At 35.1% G+C, this 15,332-nt stretch carries 16 protein-coding genes; 6 read left to right on the top strand and 10 right to left on the bottom strand.

The genetic code is table 11. The features are described from left to right. Positions 1-19 precede the first annotated feature (19 nt). The 8 genes from lepB to BELBA_RS15250 all read right to left on the bottom strand — a co-directional run bounded on the left by lepB (position 20) and on the right by BELBA_RS15250 (position 8,580). Complete coding sequence (gene lepB / locus BELBA_RS15285; RefSeq protein ID WP_014773585.1) at positions 20-1,096, bottom strand: signal peptidase I; 1,077 nt, start codon at positions 1,094-1,096, stop codon at positions 20-22. 14 nt (positions 1,097-1,110) lie between these two features. Next, positions 1,111-1,833 (bottom strand): 4-hydroxy-tetrahydrodipicolinate reductase, encoded by a 723-nt coding sequence (gene dapB, locus BELBA_RS15280; protein ID WP_014773584.1) that lies wholly within the window; start codon positions 1,831-1,833, stop codon positions 1,111-1,113. 3 nt (positions 1,834-1,836) lie between these two features. Then, the gene (locus tag BELBA_RS15275; protein WP_245531086.1) at positions 1,837-2,409 is read right to left on the bottom strand and encodes a DUF5683 domain-containing protein; all 573 of its coding nucleotides are present in this window, start codon (positions 2,407-2,409) and stop codon (positions 1,837-1,839) included. A 29-nt stretch (positions 2,410-2,438) separates the two neighbouring features. Next, positions 2,439-3,356 (bottom strand): ParB/RepB/Spo0J family partition protein, encoded by a 918-nt coding sequence (locus BELBA_RS15270; RefSeq protein ID WP_014773582.1) that lies wholly within the window; start codon positions 3,354-3,356, stop codon positions 2,439-2,441. Positions 3,357-3,365: 9 nt separating this feature from the next. Further along, entirely contained in the window at positions 3,366-4,145 is a 780-nt protein-coding gene (locus tag BELBA_RS15265; RefSeq protein ID WP_014773581.1) for a ParA family protein, read from the bottom strand. Between the two features lie 9 nt (positions 4,146-4,154). Further along, positions 4,155-4,838 carry a metal-dependent hydrolase gene (locus BELBA_RS15260; protein ID WP_014773580.1) on the bottom strand — a complete coding sequence of 228 codons (684 nt, stop codon included), beginning with the start codon at positions 4,836-4,838 and terminating at the stop codon, positions 4,155-4,157. Positions 4,839-5,048: 210 nt separating this feature from the next. Beyond that, positions 5,049-6,845, bottom strand: coding sequence for a membrane protein insertase YidC (yidC, locus tag BELBA_RS15255; RefSeq protein ID WP_014773579.1), 1,797 nt, complete (start codon positions 6,843-6,845; stop codon positions 5,049-5,051). A 115-nt stretch (positions 6,846-6,960) separates the two neighbouring features. Next, positions 6,961-8,580: a CTP synthase gene (locus BELBA_RS15250; RefSeq protein WP_014773578.1), complete on the bottom strand. Its 1,620-nt coding sequence runs from the start codon at positions 8,578-8,580 to the stop codon at positions 6,961-6,963. Positions 8,581-8,868: 288 nt separating this feature from the next. On the opposite strand from BELBA_RS15250, the gene BELBA_RS15245 reads away from it, so the two are divergent. The 4 genes from BELBA_RS15245 (at position 8,869) to BELBA_RS15230 (ending at position 12,237) form a co-directional block, all read left to right on the top strand. Next, positions 8,869-9,564 (top strand): aspartate/glutamate racemase family protein, encoded by a 696-nt coding sequence (locus tag BELBA_RS15245; protein ID WP_041779712.1) that lies wholly within the window; start codon positions 8,869-8,871, stop codon positions 9,562-9,564. Between the two features lie 80 nt (positions 9,565-9,644). Next, positions 9,645-10,118, top strand: a complete 474-nt coding sequence (locus tag BELBA_RS15240; RefSeq protein ID WP_041779711.1) for a hypothetical protein — start codon at positions 9,645-9,647, stop codon at positions 10,116-10,118. Then, positions 10,115-11,530: a CCA tRNA nucleotidyltransferase gene (locus BELBA_RS15235; protein ID WP_014773575.1), complete on the top strand. Its 1,416-nt coding sequence runs from the start codon at positions 10,115-10,117 to the stop codon at positions 11,528-11,530. The genes BELBA_RS15240 and BELBA_RS15235 overlap by 4 nt, the downstream gene beginning before the upstream one ends. A gap of 8 nt (positions 11,531-11,538) precedes the next feature. After that, positions 11,539-12,237 carry a tetratricopeptide repeat protein gene (locus BELBA_RS15230; protein WP_014773574.1) on the top strand — a complete coding sequence of 233 codons (699 nt, stop codon included), beginning with the start codon at positions 11,539-11,541 and terminating at the stop codon, positions 12,235-12,237. A gap of 56 nt (positions 12,238-12,293) precedes the next feature. On the opposite strand, the gene BELBA_RS15225 is transcribed toward BELBA_RS15230, so the two are convergent. After that, the gene (locus BELBA_RS15225; RefSeq protein WP_014773573.1) at positions 12,294-12,845 is read right to left on the bottom strand and encodes a DinB family protein; all 552 of its coding nucleotides are present in this window, start codon (positions 12,843-12,845) and stop codon (positions 12,294-12,296) included. A 114-nt stretch (positions 12,846-12,959) separates the two neighbouring features. Between BELBA_RS15225 and BELBA_RS15220 the strand changes: the two genes are divergently transcribed. After that, positions 12,960-13,289 (top strand): zinc ribbon domain-containing protein YjdM, encoded by a 330-nt coding sequence (locus BELBA_RS15220; RefSeq protein WP_014773572.1) that lies wholly within the window; start codon positions 12,960-12,962, stop codon positions 13,287-13,289. A gap of 24 nt (positions 13,290-13,313) precedes the next feature. Here the strand turns inward: BELBA_RS15220 and BELBA_RS15215 are convergent, their stop codons facing one another. Next, on the bottom strand, positions 13,314-13,652 hold the full coding sequence (locus BELBA_RS15215) for a 7(1) septoil knot domain-containing protein (RefSeq protein ID WP_041779710.1): 339 nt from the start codon (positions 13,650-13,652) through the stop codon (positions 13,314-13,316). A gap of 224 nt (positions 13,653-13,876) precedes the next feature. Here BELBA_RS15215 and BELBA_RS15210 point away from each other — a divergent pair, with 224 nt between their 5' ends. Further along, positions 13,877-15,262 carry a PAS domain-containing protein gene (locus BELBA_RS15210; RefSeq protein WP_014773570.1) on the top strand — a complete coding sequence of 462 codons (1,386 nt, stop codon included), beginning with the start codon at positions 13,877-13,879 and terminating at the stop codon, positions 15,260-15,262. Positions 15,263-15,332 lie beyond the last annotated feature (70 nt).

Here is a 15,332-nt window from a genome sequence, read left to right as displayed (position 1 = left end):
AAAATGACTTTAGAAATTATTAGTCAATTCCATTGAAGAATCGGTTCCAGCGGATTTTGCTAAACATAGATTTATGCTTATCCAAAGAGAGCCATAAGAACCAAGCTTTTCCTACAACATGATCTTCTGGAACAAAACCCCAATACCTTGAGTCCAAGGAATCATGTCTATTGTCTCCCATCATGAAATAATAATTTTGCTTGAAGGTGTAACTATTCACTTGCTGACCATCTATGAACAACTTATTGTCTCGTACTTCCATATTGTCTAAGCCTTCATACTTTTCAATAGTAAAGGCATATTTAGCCATAGTTTCTTCATTGATTTGAATGGTAGTTCCTTCTCCAGGTATTTCCATAGGGCCCCAATTATCTCTGTTCCAACCAAAGTAAGCGCCATCGGGAAATATTTTTGATTCCCCCATGTCTTCTCTTTCTAATCTTTTTGTTACATTTTTTATAGCAGGAGATTTTTTCAGGTTTTCAACCATTTCGTCTGTAGCTGATACCATGTACCCAACACCATTGCTAAATGGATAAAAGCTGTCCCTATCTATTCCGTAGTCTTCAAAAAATTCAATGGAAAGATTTTTATCAGTTAAAACATCATAGGTAAATTGCATTTTTTCAGGATTATCTCCCAATTCTCCATTGATGTACACTTGTCCTTTTTTGATTTCTAATATATCTCCTGGAACTGCAACAGCTCTTTTGATATAGTTAGTTTTTAGATCCACTGGATATTCGTATTCAGCGGGATAATTAAATACGACAACATCATTTCTTTTGATAGAAGTGAATCCTGGGAGTCTAAAATATGGAAGTTCAATTGCGTCTGAGTAAGATTTTAAATCTGTGCCCCAGATTTTTTGATGTGTCAGCGGCACTTGAAGAGGAGTTTTAGGAATTCTAGTTCCATAATGCATCTTGCTTACAAAAAGGAAATCACCTACGAGAAGTGATTTTTCCATAGAGCCAGTAGGAATCGTAAATGGCTCGAGTAATAGCCATCTAATCAAACTCGCTGCAATAACAGCAAACACTAAGGCATCTACCCATTCTCTTGTTGCTGATTTTTTCTTTTTTTCTTTAGTCATGTTGGTCAAAAATTTTAGAAAGATAGGAAATCGTCCATTGATAGCACACCTTTTTTGTCAATAATCCACTCAGATACTAAAACTGAGCCAAGGGCAAAACCCTTTCTGCTGTGCGCAGTATGACTTATTTCAATATCATCGATTTCTGAACGGTAGCGTACAATATGGGTACCTGGAGCAGGGTCAATTCTCTTTGCAGTGATAGGGAGTGCGTGTTCGTTTCCGTTCATATTTTCGGACAATTCCCACTTATTAAGCTTTGGAATATTTTTGATAATTCCTTCAGCTAAAGTTATTGCAGTACCACTAGGAGCATCTTTCTTCTCGGTATGATGCACTTCTTCCATACTAACTTGATAGTCTAATTGCTCTCCCATCAATTTGGCAAGAAATTCATTTACCTTGAAAAAGACATTAACTCCTATGCTATAGTTAGAAGCGTAGAAGAATGTACCGTTATTTTCAAGTGTTAGCTTTTCGATAGCTGGCTTTTGGTCAAGCCAACCTGTGGTACCTGACACAATGGGAATCCCTTTTGAAATGGCCCATTTAATGTTTTCCACTGCAGCTTCAGGTTGAGAAAACTCTATTGCAACATCAATATTCTTTGGATCTATATTATCCAATTCATTTCGATTATCAATATTGATTTTTCCTGCAATGCTATGGCCTCTGGATTCAGCTATTTCGCTGATGATTTTACCCATTTTCCCGTAGCCTAATATTAAGATATTCATGATTTAAAATTTTAATTTTAAAGAAACACCGACAAGTTGCCCACCTGCAGTCAATGTTTCATAGGAAGGTTCGTATATCAAACTGATATCATCACTGATATCGAATCCAGACAAATGTGCGTCTACCTGTGCATCTACAATATTTAAGGCATAAATAAGCCCAAATACAACGAAGTTTAAATCTCTATTTCTCCTCCAAAAGTCTACATTTCTTACCAAAGCTTCTCTATTAAGGTTAGGAAAGCTTAATGCAGGGTCATCATTATCAAATTTTCGCAATTCTTCTCTGAATAGCTGATATCTTCGATTATTGAATTCGATAAAATAGAGGTTGGTTGCAATTCCTCCATAAATAATTGGAAGTTTCCAGACCTTTTCATTGTACACTTGCCCAGCACCTGGAAATACGGCAGACAATATTGTTGCTATTCTAGGGTCTTTTGGTAGCTTTTCGTTGATTTCTACTGTAATCGTATCACCTTTAATCTGAGAATAAGCTTGGCTAAAAGAAATAGCTAATAAAACAAAAACAGTAAGGGCTCCTTTAAGAACCATTGCTAAGATTGATTTATTCAAGCGAAGATGAATTTGTTGTGGACTCACAATTATATGATCTCCAATATTTCTAGAATTCTATTCAAGTCTGAAGCAGAACCAAAAGGGATTTTTATTTCACCTTTATTCTTTTCATTTGCCTTTAGTTGAACTTTAGATCCAAAATGATTGGCTAACCTTTGCTGGATTTTTCCAATTTCATATTTCCTTACAGGATCTAAAGCAGGTGCTTTTTTGTTCTCTGATTCTTCGTCCTCGTTATTAAGCGCTTTGACAAGAGCTTCAACCTTTCTTACGCTGAGTTCCTCAGTCACAGTTTTTTTGAAAATAGCCAGCTGCTTATCGATGTCTTCAATATTGATCAAAGCACGCGCATGTCCCATTGAAATCACTTGATCTCTGATTCCTGCTTGAATATCTGGCGGAAGTTTGAGTAACCTCAAATAGTTATTGACAGTCGTTCTGTTTTTTCCTACTCTATCACCAAGTTCTTCTTGCTTCAGATTACACTCTGCAAGTAATCTTTGATAAGAATGGGCTATTTCAAGTGCATTTAGATTTTCCCTCTGAATGTTTTCTATCAATGCCATTTCTAGCATTTGCTGGTCATTGGCAGTTCTAACATAAGCAGGGATTTTCTCCAATCCTGCAAGTTTGGAAGCTTGGAAACGACGCTCTCCAGAAATCAACTGATATTCATCATCAGCAAGCTTACGAACAGTGATTGGCTGAATGATTCCTTGAACAAGGATTGACTCTGATAGCTCTTGTAACGCATCTTTGTCAAAATGTGTCCTTGGTTGATAAGGATTGACTTGAATGGTTGATAAAGGAATTTCATAAATTCCAGCTGAGGAGGCTGCTGGAATTAAGTCTTGTTTTTGTTTTTTTTCCGGCGAATCTTGCAATAAAGCACCCAGTCCTCTTCCTAATGCATTCTTCTTTTGTGTAGGTTTTTTATCAGCCATATCGCTTTATCAATTTACTTTTTCCATTCCATTTTTTGCAGCAATCTCGTGAGCCAAATTCAAATAGGCAACAGCTCCTTTACCATCTGCATCAAAGGCAATTACTGGTAAACCAAAACTTGGTGACTCACTTAATCTGACGTTTCTCGGGATGATGGTCTTAAAAACTAAATCTTTGAAATGCATTCTTACCTCGTCCACTACTTGGTTAGATAATCTCAGTCTAACATCATACATGGTCAGCAAAATACCTTCGATTTCCAAGTCAGGATTCAATCGAGTTTGAATGATTTTAATTGTGTTCAATAATTTCCCCAAACCTTCCAAAGCGAAATATTCGCATTGAACAGGAATGATAATTGAATTTGCCGCTGTGAGGGCATTGATCGTGATCAAACCCAATGATGGAGAACAATCAATGATGATGAAGTCATATTTTTCTTTAACAACAGAAATGACGGACTTCATTTTTTCCTCTCGGTTATCTAAATTGATCATTTCTACTTCAGCACCCACCAAGTCGATATGTGAAGGAACCAAATCTAGGTATTCCATATCAGTTTTGTGAATGATCGTCTCAATATCAATTCCGTCAACCATGCATTCGTAAATACTGGTATCAACTTCTTTTGGGTCTTGTCCTAGACCAGAAGTTGTATTGGCCTGAGGATCTGCGTCAATGACCAGAGTTTTATATTCCAAGACTGCCAAACTTGCAGCTAGGTTCATGGCAGTAGTAGTTTTACCAACTCCGCCTTTTTGGTTTGCAATAGCAATTACTTTTCCCATTCTCTAGATTCAAAGGGTAATAGATTCTCCAATATTAAGCAAAATCAATTCTTTTTTGGCTTCTGATGCAGCTTTTTTTGCAGCATCAAGGTCAATTTCTATATATGGAAAAGTATCATAGTGCATACCTATGATTCTATCTGTTCCTACAAAATCAGCTGCACGGATAGCATCATCAATTCCCATAGTGAAATTATCACCTATTGGTAAGATTGCAAAATCAAGATTGAACTCTGCATCTAATAACTTCATATCGAAAGTTAGAGCAGTATCACCAGCAAAATAAAAACAACCTTCCTCGTGTTGAACTACAAAACCGCCAGCCTGTCCTCCTGAACTCCCGTCAGGCAGTGTACTACTGTGAATCGCGTTCACATATTTGAGTTTTCCAAAATCAAATACCTTAGAACCTCCTTGATTCATTGGATGATATTTTTCTACTCCTTTTTTCGCAAACCAAGAAGCAATTTCAAAATTAGAAATCAACATAGCATTTGAATTTTTGGTGATTTCTTCTGCATCAGCAACATGGTCTTCATGTCCGTGAGAGATTAAAACATAATCTGCTTTAATTTCTGCAATTGATATATCTGATGCTTTTTCATTAGGTCTGATAAAGGGATCAAAAAGAAGTTTCTTCCCGTTGATTTCTACTAAAAAGGACGAATGTCCATAATAAGTAAGTTGAATCATCTTAATGGTGTTTAATTTTCAGGTTAGTACAAATATATCATTTATATTTTTACTCAAAATGATTTGTTTTCCACAGTGCCCTGTGGATAGTGCTAACCTTTTGGAAATTAAAGCTTAATGTCATTACCTTTCATAGATAAAGAAAAAAGGAGCTGGTTTGACCAACTCCTTTTTTTACATTTTAATAATTCTCCCTTTGTAGATTACCTATCATTTTTTCTTTTTATTGGCTTCTGCAGCTTTCATTGCATCTTCCAATTTTTGCTGAAATTTTGATTTTTTCTTATTCGCATTTTTTACTTTGCTCGCTTCTACTTTTTCTCTGATTTTTTTGTCATCAACAAAGAGTTTGATCAATGCTTGTTGACCGAAAGTCACCATGTTAGATACAAAGTAGTAGAAACTCAATGCAGCAGGGTAGGAGTTTAGGATAAACATAAAGCCGATTGGCATGATGTATCCCAAATTTTTCATTGGTCCTTGTGCAGCTGTAAGTTGGTTGTTGAAATGAGTATAAGCAATTTGAGAGACGGTCATCAATAAGGTGAACAAACTAACGTGAGACCCATAGAATGGGATAGTGAATGGAAGTTTGAAGAAAGTGTCATAAGTAGATAAATCATGTGCCCAAAGGAATGACTCTTGTCTCATTTCGATAGAGTTCGGGAAAAAGAAGAACATCGCAAACAAGAATGGCATTTGCAAGAGCATTGGAAGACAACCTGAAATCGGGCTTACTCCCAGTTGGCCAAACAGTTTCATTTGTTCTTGTTGCTGCTTGGTTGGATCGTCTTTGTATTTCTCTTTTAATTCATCAATTTCTGGCTTGATTACCCTCATTTTAGCCATGCCTACGTAAGATTTGTAGGTCAATGGGAAAAGAGCAGCTTTAATAATTAAGACTATGATAATAATGATAATCCCGTAATTGCTAAAGAACTTTTCAAGAAATACAAATAAGTTGACGATAATGTATTTGTTCACCCAACTCACAAAGAAATATCCCATGTCCACGTTATTTTCAAAACCTGGTGTGATTTTCTTAAGAGTTTTGTATTTGTTTGGACCAAAATAATAACTCAAATCGGCTTTTCCTTCAGTAAGTGGTAAAGCAATCGTTGCCTTCATATTCTTTACTGAAAGTGTGTCTTTAGGAGTAATTTGCTCCAGACTTGCAGAGTTGAATTGATTTTCTGCAATGATACCAGCAGTGAAAAAACGCTGACTGAATGAAATCCATTTTAGTGGTTCAGAAACTTGCTCGGAAGCTTCATCAGATGTCAAACTTAGATAATCGTAATCCTGTGCAGAAGTGTAGAAGTTGATGTTTGATTTTCTTCTTGATTCTTCTATATCTTCTTCTTGTTTGATAAGCTTGGCATCCCAAAGAACATTGATATTAGAATCTACCAATTGTGAAGTCAAACCGGAGATTTCCAAGTTATTTGCTAAAACATAAGAATCTTCTGGAAGAGAGTATGACCTTGTTATTTTTCCTGATGCAGTTTGCGCAGTGAACTCTACTTTGGAGATAGATATGCCATCCACTTCAGTTGCGCTAGAACTTGCTTCAAAGAAAAATTCATTTAAGCTTAGGGGACCTTTTGTGGTGTTTAATTGATAGGAAAGGTTTGAACTTTCATCATCCATCAATACCAATGGTCTTTGATCCCAAGAATTGTATTCTTTAAGAACAACTTTTTTTATTTCTGCACCTTTGGTTGAAAAGGTGACAATCATTTTGTCGTTTTCTAAAGTTACTTCAGCTTCATTGCCTTTCACCAAAGGTGCAAAAACACCATATTGGATTTGGGCTTTTAGATCTTGAAGACTATCTACTTCTTCTACTTCTGTGGCAATTGCCTGTGTAGAATTTTCCTGAACGGAACTTATGACTTCTCCTGTTGGCTCTTGAGTCGGCAATTCAGGAGAACTGGCAAAGAAAATCGAATATACCAGTATCACTGCGGCGAAAAGGATCAGTCCTGTCGCTTGGTTTTTATCCATAATTTTAAATTAAACTTTCTAATTAAAAGCAAAGGTAACACAAAGGATAAAATCGAAAACTTATTCCGAAATATTCCTTTGGGTTACCACGCAATTTTGACAAATATAGAAGGATTTATTTTGTCTTTTTGTTTTCTATGGTCGCTTTAATAAATCTAACGAAAAGCGGATGGGGTGTTAAGACTGTACTTTTGTATTCAGGATGGAATTGTGCACCTACGAACCAAGGATGATCTTTGATTTCTATAATCTCAACAAGCTGTGTCTCAGGATTGATTCCGGATGCGACCATACCGGCTGCCTCCATTTTTGAAAGGTAGGCGTTGTTGAACTCGTATCTATGTCTGTGCCTTTCTTGAATTTTGCTTTTTCCATAAGCTTGATAGGCTTTTGTCCCTTTTTTTAGTTCACAAGTATAAGAACCTAGACGCATGGTTCCTCCCATTATCTGTATGTTTTTTTGGTCTTCCATGAGACCAATTACAGGATCTGAAGTGTTCAGATCCATCTCTGTACTATTGGCATTTTTCAATCCCAATACGTTTCTAGCAAACTCGATTACAGCAACTTGCATTCCCAAACAAATTCCGAAAAATGGAATATTATTTTCTCTTACAAACCTTACCGCCTCTATTTTTCCTTCTAAACCACGCTCTCCAAAACCTGGAGCAACGACTACACCGTCAAGATTTTCTAGTTTTTTCGGAATTGAGTCTGCTGATAGTTCTTCCGAGGAGATTAATGTAAGATTTACTTTGCATTCTAAAACTGCACCAGCATGAATGAAAGCTTCAATTATAGATTTATAAGCATCTGGTAATGAGACATATTTTCCTACAAGACCAATATTTACTTCTTGTGTTGGATTTTTTAATTTGCCAAGAAAATCTTTCCATTGCTCAAGGTCTGTGTTGCTTTTTGAAGTTAACTTCAGTTTGCTCATTACCCTTTCGTCCAACTTCTCTTTTTTCATCAAAAGCGGAACATCGTAGATAGTATCCGCATCCATGGCTTCTATCACACAATTCAATTGAACATTGCAAAATAGCGCCAGTTTCTTTTTGACCTCTTGAGGCAAAGAATATTCTGTTCTGCAAACCAAAATATCAGGTTGGATACCAGCTTCTAATAGTTGCTTTACAGAATGCTGCGTTGGCTTTGTTTTTAATTCTTTTGCAGCAGCGAGGTATGGAATTAGCGTAAGGTGGATCACTAAGAAATTATTCTGACCCAAATCCCATTTCGCTTGTCTTACTGCCTCAATAAATGGTAAAGATTCAATGTCACCTACGCATCCGCCTATTTCTGTGATGACTACATCGTAATTACCTTCTTCACCTAGTTTGAAAAAATTTCTTTTGATTTCATCCGTGATATGTGGAATTACTTGGACTGTCTTTCCAAGGTATTCTCCTTTTCTTTCTTTGGTGATTACATTGTTGTAAATTCTACCGGTTGTGATATTATTAGCTTGAGAGGTAGGAGTATCAAGAAATCTTTCATAATGACCGAGGTCTAGATCTGTCTCTGCTCCATCTTCTGTGACGTAACACTCTCCATGTTCATAAGGATTGAGTGTTCCTGGATCAATATTAAGATAAGGATCGAATTTTTGGATGGTAACAGAGAAGCCCTTTGCTTGTAATAATTTAGCCAATGATGCTGCAATGATGCCTTTTCCCAAAGAAGAGGTTACACCTCCTGTAATAAAGATAAATTTGGTGGATGATGCCATAAGAATAGTGCGGATGTATATTTATTGTGATTCCTATGGGATACAAAGGTAGGGAAATAATCCACTTGGAAGGTGATCTTTTGAAAAAAGCTTTAAGTAGAATTTTTGGTAGAGTGTTTTCAAATCGCTTGATTCAAAGATATTCGATCGATAATATTGAATTCATGTAAAACCGCTTTTTTGGATTTGGTGAAGAATATGAATCTCAAAAGTATATTACATGATCATTTTATTTTTAGGTGTGTTTTGTCACTTAAATATTTGGAGAAAATCACGAAATTCATTTTTATGAAAACACTCGGTATGATAGGTGGTACCTCTTGGCATTCCACAATAGAATATTACAGGTTGATCAATGAATTGGTAGGTGAGGTTATTGGCGAAGATCAAAACCCTCCTCTGATCTTGCACAGTATCAATATCCAACTGATGCGAGAGCAAAATAAAAATAAAATCATAGCCAAATATTTAGATGTAGCACAAAAGCTCGAGCAAGCAGGCGCAGAGGCGATCATTATTTGCGCAAATACTCCTCACATGGTATATGAAATTGTGCAGCCACAAATCAACATTCCAATCTTACACATCGCTGAAGCAATAGGCAAGGAGGCTCAAAAGCTTGGATTAAATACTCTTGGATTGCTTGGAAATAAACCTACTATGACTGGAGATTTTATTCCAGGATTTTTGAAAAAGCATTACGGAATCAAAATCATCATACCTGAATCAGATTACTTGGATCAATCACATTATTATGTTTCCAAAGAGCTGACTTTAGGGAAATTTACAAAAGAGGCTAAGAGTTTTTATGAAAAACAGATGTCCTTATTGGCTCATAAAGGCGCCGAGGGAATGATTATGGGTTGCACAGAATTACCTCTTTTGATCAAGCAAGAGGAAACAGTATTCCCTTTGATTACTACAACTCAGTTGCATGCACAACTAGCTGTTGATTTTATTTTGGGCTTGAATAATGAAGATTAATTGAGCTCGTTCTCATATTTTCTTAAATTCCACCCCATTTCTTGATAATCTCCCGTATTTTTGGAGAAATTTTGATAAAAGTGGAAAATACAGAGGTAGCCAAATATATTAAATCTAATGGTCGGGTGTCGATCAAAGAGGGAAATGGAAAGATTTTAGAATTGATTACGCCATCAAGGTGGAATGAAGAAGTTGATTCTTCAAATGGAATATTTTTACTTTTCGATTTATTTCAAATCAGATCTGTAACCGAACAATTCTCCGAGGTTTCTTTAGATATTGTTGAATACGCTACAAAGGCGACAATTTACCATAGTCCCGTCAATCGAGTGCTTCAAAAATGCCCAAAAGTAGATGGGAATATTAAATTTGCCATGATTAGAAATGACTTTTGGAATAAGGTGCTTTTTGCTTTTGGTCAGCCTGTTATTTATCAAGAAAAAGAAGATGGAAATGCGGATTTTGAAACAAAGGAAAGATTTCCTCTTTTTGGCCCAGATGTCAAAGAGATGTTTTTGAGTCCTGATGGAGATGTGAAAATTATTAAAGCATGAACTTCAAAGTACAGTTAGATACACTTCCTATTTTTCGTCAAGTTGGAAAAATTGCTGATACAATGGGTTTAGAGACCTATGTTGTAGGTGGTTATGTCCGAGATTTGATAATGGGAAGACCTTGTAAGGATCTGGATTTTGTTTGTGTAGGTTCAGGAATAGCATTAGCGACTCAAGTTTCGGAGAGCTTTGGAAAGCATGTTCCACTTTCGGTTTTTAAGAACTTTGGAACAGCGATGATTAAGCTAGATGATTACGAATTAGAATTTGTAGGAGCAAGAAAAGAATCTTATCGAACTGATTCCAGAAAACCACTTGTGGAAGATGGTACTTTACAGGAAGATCAAGAAAGAAGAGATTTTACCATCAATGCAATGGCGATCTGCCTCAATGAATCTCGATTTGGAGAATTAATTGATCCTTTTAATGGTCTGAAAGATATCAAAAGAAAAATTATCAAAACTCCAACGGATTCAAATATTACTTTTTCTGACGATCCTTTGAGAATGATGCGAGCTATTCGATTTGCTACACAATTGAATTTTGATATTGATGCTGATACATTTGACGGATTGATTCAAAATGCAGAGAGACTGCGCATCATTTCTGGTGAAAGAATTATTGACGAATTGAATAAAATAATCTTGGCAGAAAAACCATCTTATGGTTTTAAGCTTCTTTTCGCTAGTAAATTGTTACATCAATTTTTTCCAGAAATGGTTGAACTGCAAGGTGTAGATTCTGTAGGAGATAAATCACATAAAGATAATTTTTATCACACGCTTCAAGTGTTGGATAATATAACTGTTTTTACAGATGACCTTTGGTTACGTTGGGCAGCAATCATGCATGATATTGCCAAGCCTGTCACCAAACGTTTCAATCAAAAAGTAGGATGGACTTTTCATGGACATGAAGATAAAGGCGCTAGGATGACTCCTTCGATTTTCAGAAGGCTGAAATTGCCCATGGACGAGCGTATGAAGTATGTTCAAAAATTAGTTCGCCTTCATCTAAGGCCAATTGCACTTGTAAGTGATAAGGTAACAGATTCAGCTGTGAGAAGATTGCTTTTTGACGCCGGAGATGATGTTGATGATTTGATGAAGCTCTGTAGAGCAGATGTCACATCCAAAAACAACAACAAGGTTCAGAAGTATCTGGCCAATTTTGATAAGGTTGAGCAGAGAATTTTGGAGGTAGAAGAAAAAGATCATGTAAGAAATTTTCAGCCGCCTGTTTCAGGAGAAGAAATTATGTCTATTTTTGATCTCGAACCTTCAAAAATCATTGGTGAGCTCAAAGAAGATATAAAAGAAGCAATTCTTGAGGGACAAATTCAAAACAATAAAGAAGAAGCTTTACAGTTATTATACCGTTTAGCAGAAAAAAGAGGGCTGAAAAGCAAATAAATCACATTATGAACAAAATTAAATTACTCCTAGTCATCTTGACTTTATCGATTTCATCATCTTTCGCGCAAGATGCGGCTACTCCTGGGGTGGAAACACTTCGTGAAAAAAATGAAAGAGATCAACGCGTTTATCAATTGGCATTAAGATATAATGACCTTGCTGTAGCAAGAATGACCTTAATTGGATTGATTGAAAGAAATCCGACTAATTCTAGGTACGGCGAACTTTTGGCAACGCTTTATTTTGAAAGTAATCAGTTCAGTGGGGCTGCTTTGGCAGCGCTAGATGTGTTACAGGTAAATGATAGAAGTATTGAAGCTTTGGAAGTTGCTGCATATTCTTTGGAACAAATTGGTGCATTGGATAGGGCTTTGACTCAATTTGAAAGGTTACACCTTTTGACAGATGATATTTTTTCGCTTTATAAAACTGCCTACTTACAGTATTCTCTTAAAAAGCATGAAGAAGCCTTGAATTCTATCAATATGATTGTGAAAAATACCAAATCTGCTGAGCAAAAATTAGGTTTCCCTATTGAAAATAATGAAACGCAAGAAGTAAGCATGAAAGCAGCAGCATTCAATTTGAAAGGCTTAGTTTATATTGAGCAAGGAAGTAAGGAGGATGCAAGAAAAGCTTTTGAGGAAGCATTGGCTTTAGAGCCGAATTTCAATTTGGCAAAAGAAGGTCTTAAAGGATTATAAAATTTATATTCTGAAAAATTGAAACCCTCAGTTCACAAGAGCTGAGGGTTTTTTATTCAGTTTTGAATTTGAATTAGTACGTTTTTTGCCTGATCCAAATGTCTTTTTTCATGCGCTATGATGATTTCAAATGCTTTATCCAATGCGTATACAATTAGTTTATTAGCTGGAGAGTGAATGATTGTTTTCTTTTCAATGAATGGGTTTAACTCCTTTATCCATTCCGCTAACTCTATTTGATGTTGGGAAAATTTCTCTAAAATTTCAGACTCTTTCTCAGAATTAAGCTGTGGTTCCCAAAGTGGGAAAGTTTTTACTTTTCTTTTTCCTCCATCAGAAACAGATTTAAAAATCATGTCTCCAATAACTCTTGAGAAAAACGAAATTTTTGAGACAAAAGCATTGTTTAGGTTTCCATTTTTAAGTCTCTGGAATATGGGGAAATAGCTGCTATTCAAAACAATGATATGTTCTAGATTTTCTGCGATGCTCCATTTTTTTGGATCAGGTTTTTGATAAAGTACTTCCTTTGAAAGACTTGAAAAACTACTTTTCACCTCCTTGGAAATTTGTTCTAATTCTGAAATATATCTTTGTGAAACACTCATGATGGATCAATTTTTCTTGATCTAGTAAAGTTACCATTTCATCTATAAAAATTATGCAAGATTCCTGACTAATGAAATTAACAGATTTGGATTTAGAATAATTATCTTTGTCTTATGGAAAAAATCCCCAACTGCCCATCATGCAATTCTCCTTACGGATATGAAACAGAAAATGGACTAACTTGTCCTGAATGTGGTTTTGAATGGAAAATTGAGCAACCTGAAGAAGCTTTTGTTGTGAAAGATGCAAATGGAGCAGTTTTACAAGATGGCGATGCTGTAGTTGTTGTAAAAGATTTGCCTGTCAAAGGAGCGCCAAAATCGATTAAAGCAGGGACAAAAGTGAAAAACATCCGATTAGTCGAAGGTGACCATAATATTGATTGTAAGATTGAAGGCTTCGGCTCTATGGCATTGAAAAGCGAATTTGTGAAGAAAGCGTAATATGTTTAGGAATGCTTAGCTGCCCTAATATAAAAGATGCATTTTAGCTCTATTTAGCCATCCAGCTTGATTTTGGTATTTTACAAAAAAGACTTTTATATCTGCTTGATTTTGATATTTCACGAAGAACACTTTCTTTTTGGCTTGATTTGGATAATTTGTAAAAAACCATTTTCCTTCGTTTCCATCAGCTTGATTTTCATAATTTACTTTGAATACTTTTAGGTCTGCTTGATTTTCATATTGGACGACAAACACCTTGATATCTGCCTGATTTTCATATTCTACCGCATGGACTTTTTGTCCATAATTAAAATGAACTGAAAAGGTAAAAAGGAAAAGAAGAATCAAAAGGTTTTTCATTTGCTGATGATTTTGATACATATTTGAATCTAACGGAAGATTTAAAGATGATGCTGTAAAATTCACAATTAATGTAAAAACCATTTTTTCTACTAGGAAAAGGATTTTTATAAATTCAAAATGAATCGTTATTTTTACCAATAAAAAAGTTATAAAATTTTGATAATTAATGATTTACAAATTTTTATTTTTCGATTAAATTATTTTATCTTGCAATCAAATACTTGAAGAAAGTAGAAAAATATTTGTTTACTCCAACATTTGGTAAGACCAAAGATATTCAAATGAGTCCTGTAATTGACAAAATGATTCCCGATTATTTGATCAACTCTACACAGCTTTATGTGGTGGGATTGGATGTGAATGGACAGGTCAATTTTATTGGAAAGAAATTTGAAATGGAGTTTCCGCTTTTTAAGAAAGAATTTTACATTCATAATTTTTCAAACTTTTTGGACAAAGAAGACCATGGACTTTTTGAATTTTTATTATCTGATTTATTAGAGACTCCAAATAAAAGCAAACAGGTTTTTTTGAATCTGTCTAATCAAAAGAAGCTGAATTGGGAATTTTCAATTCTGAAGTCTGATGAAGGGGATATAGAAGGGGTATTAGGTATCGGTTATGAATTTAGCAATGATGCGACAGGAAAGAGTGAGATTGAAGAGATTTATAAAAAGTCAGGTTTTGATTTAAGCATTATTGAGAATATTTACTTCAAGTTAAATGAACAATGGGAGATCACTTTTGTAAACGATGCTGCCCAGAAGTTTTTTGGTAAGTGTAGCAATTCACTTTTGAAAAAGACAATTTGGCATGTCTATCCAAATAACAAATTGCATCAATCGGCCTTACAGTTTAAAAAGGCTAGAGAAGAGAACGAAATTATTGTTTTTGAAGAGAGAAGAGTAGATTTGGAGAGGTGGTTTAAGGTATTTATCGTTTGTCAGCATGAAGAAATGCATGTGATAATGAAAGATATTACAAAAGATAAAATGAATGAATTGGCTGTTTTCGAAGCACAGATGAATTTAAAATCTATCTTAGAACACGCAGACGAAAGTTATTTTTTGGTAGATTTAGAGTTAAATATTCTTTCATTTAATGAAAATGCTAAAAAACTGGTCAAATCACATTTTAAGAAGGAATTAAAAGAAAAAGATGATTTTTTACCCTATCTCTTATCTGGTTTGGAGGAGCAATTTTTAAAAGATTTAGAAACTGTATTTTCTGGTAAGTCTATCACATACGAAAAAGAGGTGATAAACAGTAGAACAGGCAAAGAACTTTGGTTTGAACATAAATTTTTCCCATTATTCAATTCAGATAAAAAAGTAATTGGTTTTGTTTATGCGAATAAAAACATTGAGGAAAAGAAATTAGAATTCAAAAGAGTTGAAGAAAAAAATAAAGTGCTAAGAGAAGTTGCTTATATCCAATCCCATCTTTTAAGGTCACCACTTTCATCCATGTTGGGCTTGTTGGACCTAATAGATAAAAAACAATTGGATGCAGAAAACACCAAGTACTTCTCGTATTTAAAGCCATTAGCTCAAGAACTTGATATGGTGATTCGTGAAAATGCCAGAAAAGTTAACGAGTTTGATTAAGACAGTTTTTCATAATGTTATCGTGATATTTTAAACCCAGGTGAAATTTTTCGCCTGGTTTTTTTATTTC

Origin of the sequence: Belliella baltica DSM 15883 (assembly GCF_000265405.1) — a bacterium.
GTDB classification, from domain to species: domain Bacteria; phylum Bacteroidota; class Bacteroidia; order Cytophagales; family Cyclobacteriaceae; genus Belliella; species Belliella baltica.
The sequence above is the reverse complement of the archived record's forward strand: the minus strand, read 5'-3'. Positions and strand labels throughout refer to the sequence as shown.

What these genes read in the sequence shown, in the direction of transcription:
- BELBA_RS15230 (WP_014773574.1), top strand. Translation starts at nt 11,539, where the DNA reads ATGAACAAAATTAAATTACTCCTAGTCATCTTGACTTTATCGATTTCA.
- lepB (WP_014773585.1), bottom strand. Translation starts at nt 1,096, where the DNA reads ATGACTAAAGAAAAAAAGAAAAAATCAGCAACAAGAGAATGGGTAGAT.
- BELBA_RS15235 (WP_014773575.1), top strand. Translation starts at nt 10,115, where the DNA reads ATGAACTTCAAAGTACAGTTAGATACACTTCCTATTTTTCGTCAAGTT.
- dapB (WP_014773584.1), bottom strand. Translation starts at nt 1,833, where the DNA reads ATGAATATCTTAATATTAGGCTACGGGAAAATGGGTAAAATCATCAGC.
- BELBA_RS15260 (WP_014773580.1), bottom strand. Translation starts at nt 4,838, where the DNA reads ATGATTCAACTTACTTATTATGGACATTCGTCCTTTTTAGTAGAAATC.
- BELBA_RS15220 (WP_014773572.1), top strand. Translation starts at nt 12,960, where the DNA reads ATGGAAAAAATCCCCAACTGCCCATCATGCAATTCTCCTTACGGATAT.
- BELBA_RS15265 (WP_014773581.1), bottom strand. Translation starts at nt 4,145, where the DNA reads ATGGGAAAAGTAATTGCTATTGCAAACCAAAAAGGCGGAGTTGGTAAA.
- BELBA_RS15245 (WP_041779712.1), top strand. Translation starts at nt 8,869, where the DNA reads ATGAAAACACTCGGTATGATAGGTGGTACCTCTTGGCATTCCACAATA.
- yidC (WP_014773579.1), bottom strand. Translation starts at nt 6,845, where the DNA reads ATGGATAAAAACCAAGCGACAGGACTGATCCTTTTCGCCGCAGTGATA.
- BELBA_RS15225 (WP_014773573.1), bottom strand. Translation starts at nt 12,845, where the DNA reads ATGAGTGTTTCACAAAGATATATTTCAGAATTAGAACAAATTTCCAAG.
- BELBA_RS15215 (WP_041779710.1), bottom strand. Translation starts at nt 13,652, where the DNA reads ATGAAAAACCTTTTGATTCTTCTTTTCCTTTTTACCTTTTCAGTTCAT.
- BELBA_RS15250 (WP_014773578.1), bottom strand. Translation starts at nt 8,580, where the DNA reads ATGGCATCATCCACCAAATTTATCTTTATTACAGGAGGTGTAACCTCT.
- BELBA_RS15270 (WP_014773582.1), bottom strand. Translation starts at nt 3,356, where the DNA reads ATGGCTGATAAAAAACCTACACAAAAGAAGAATGCATTAGGAAGAGGA.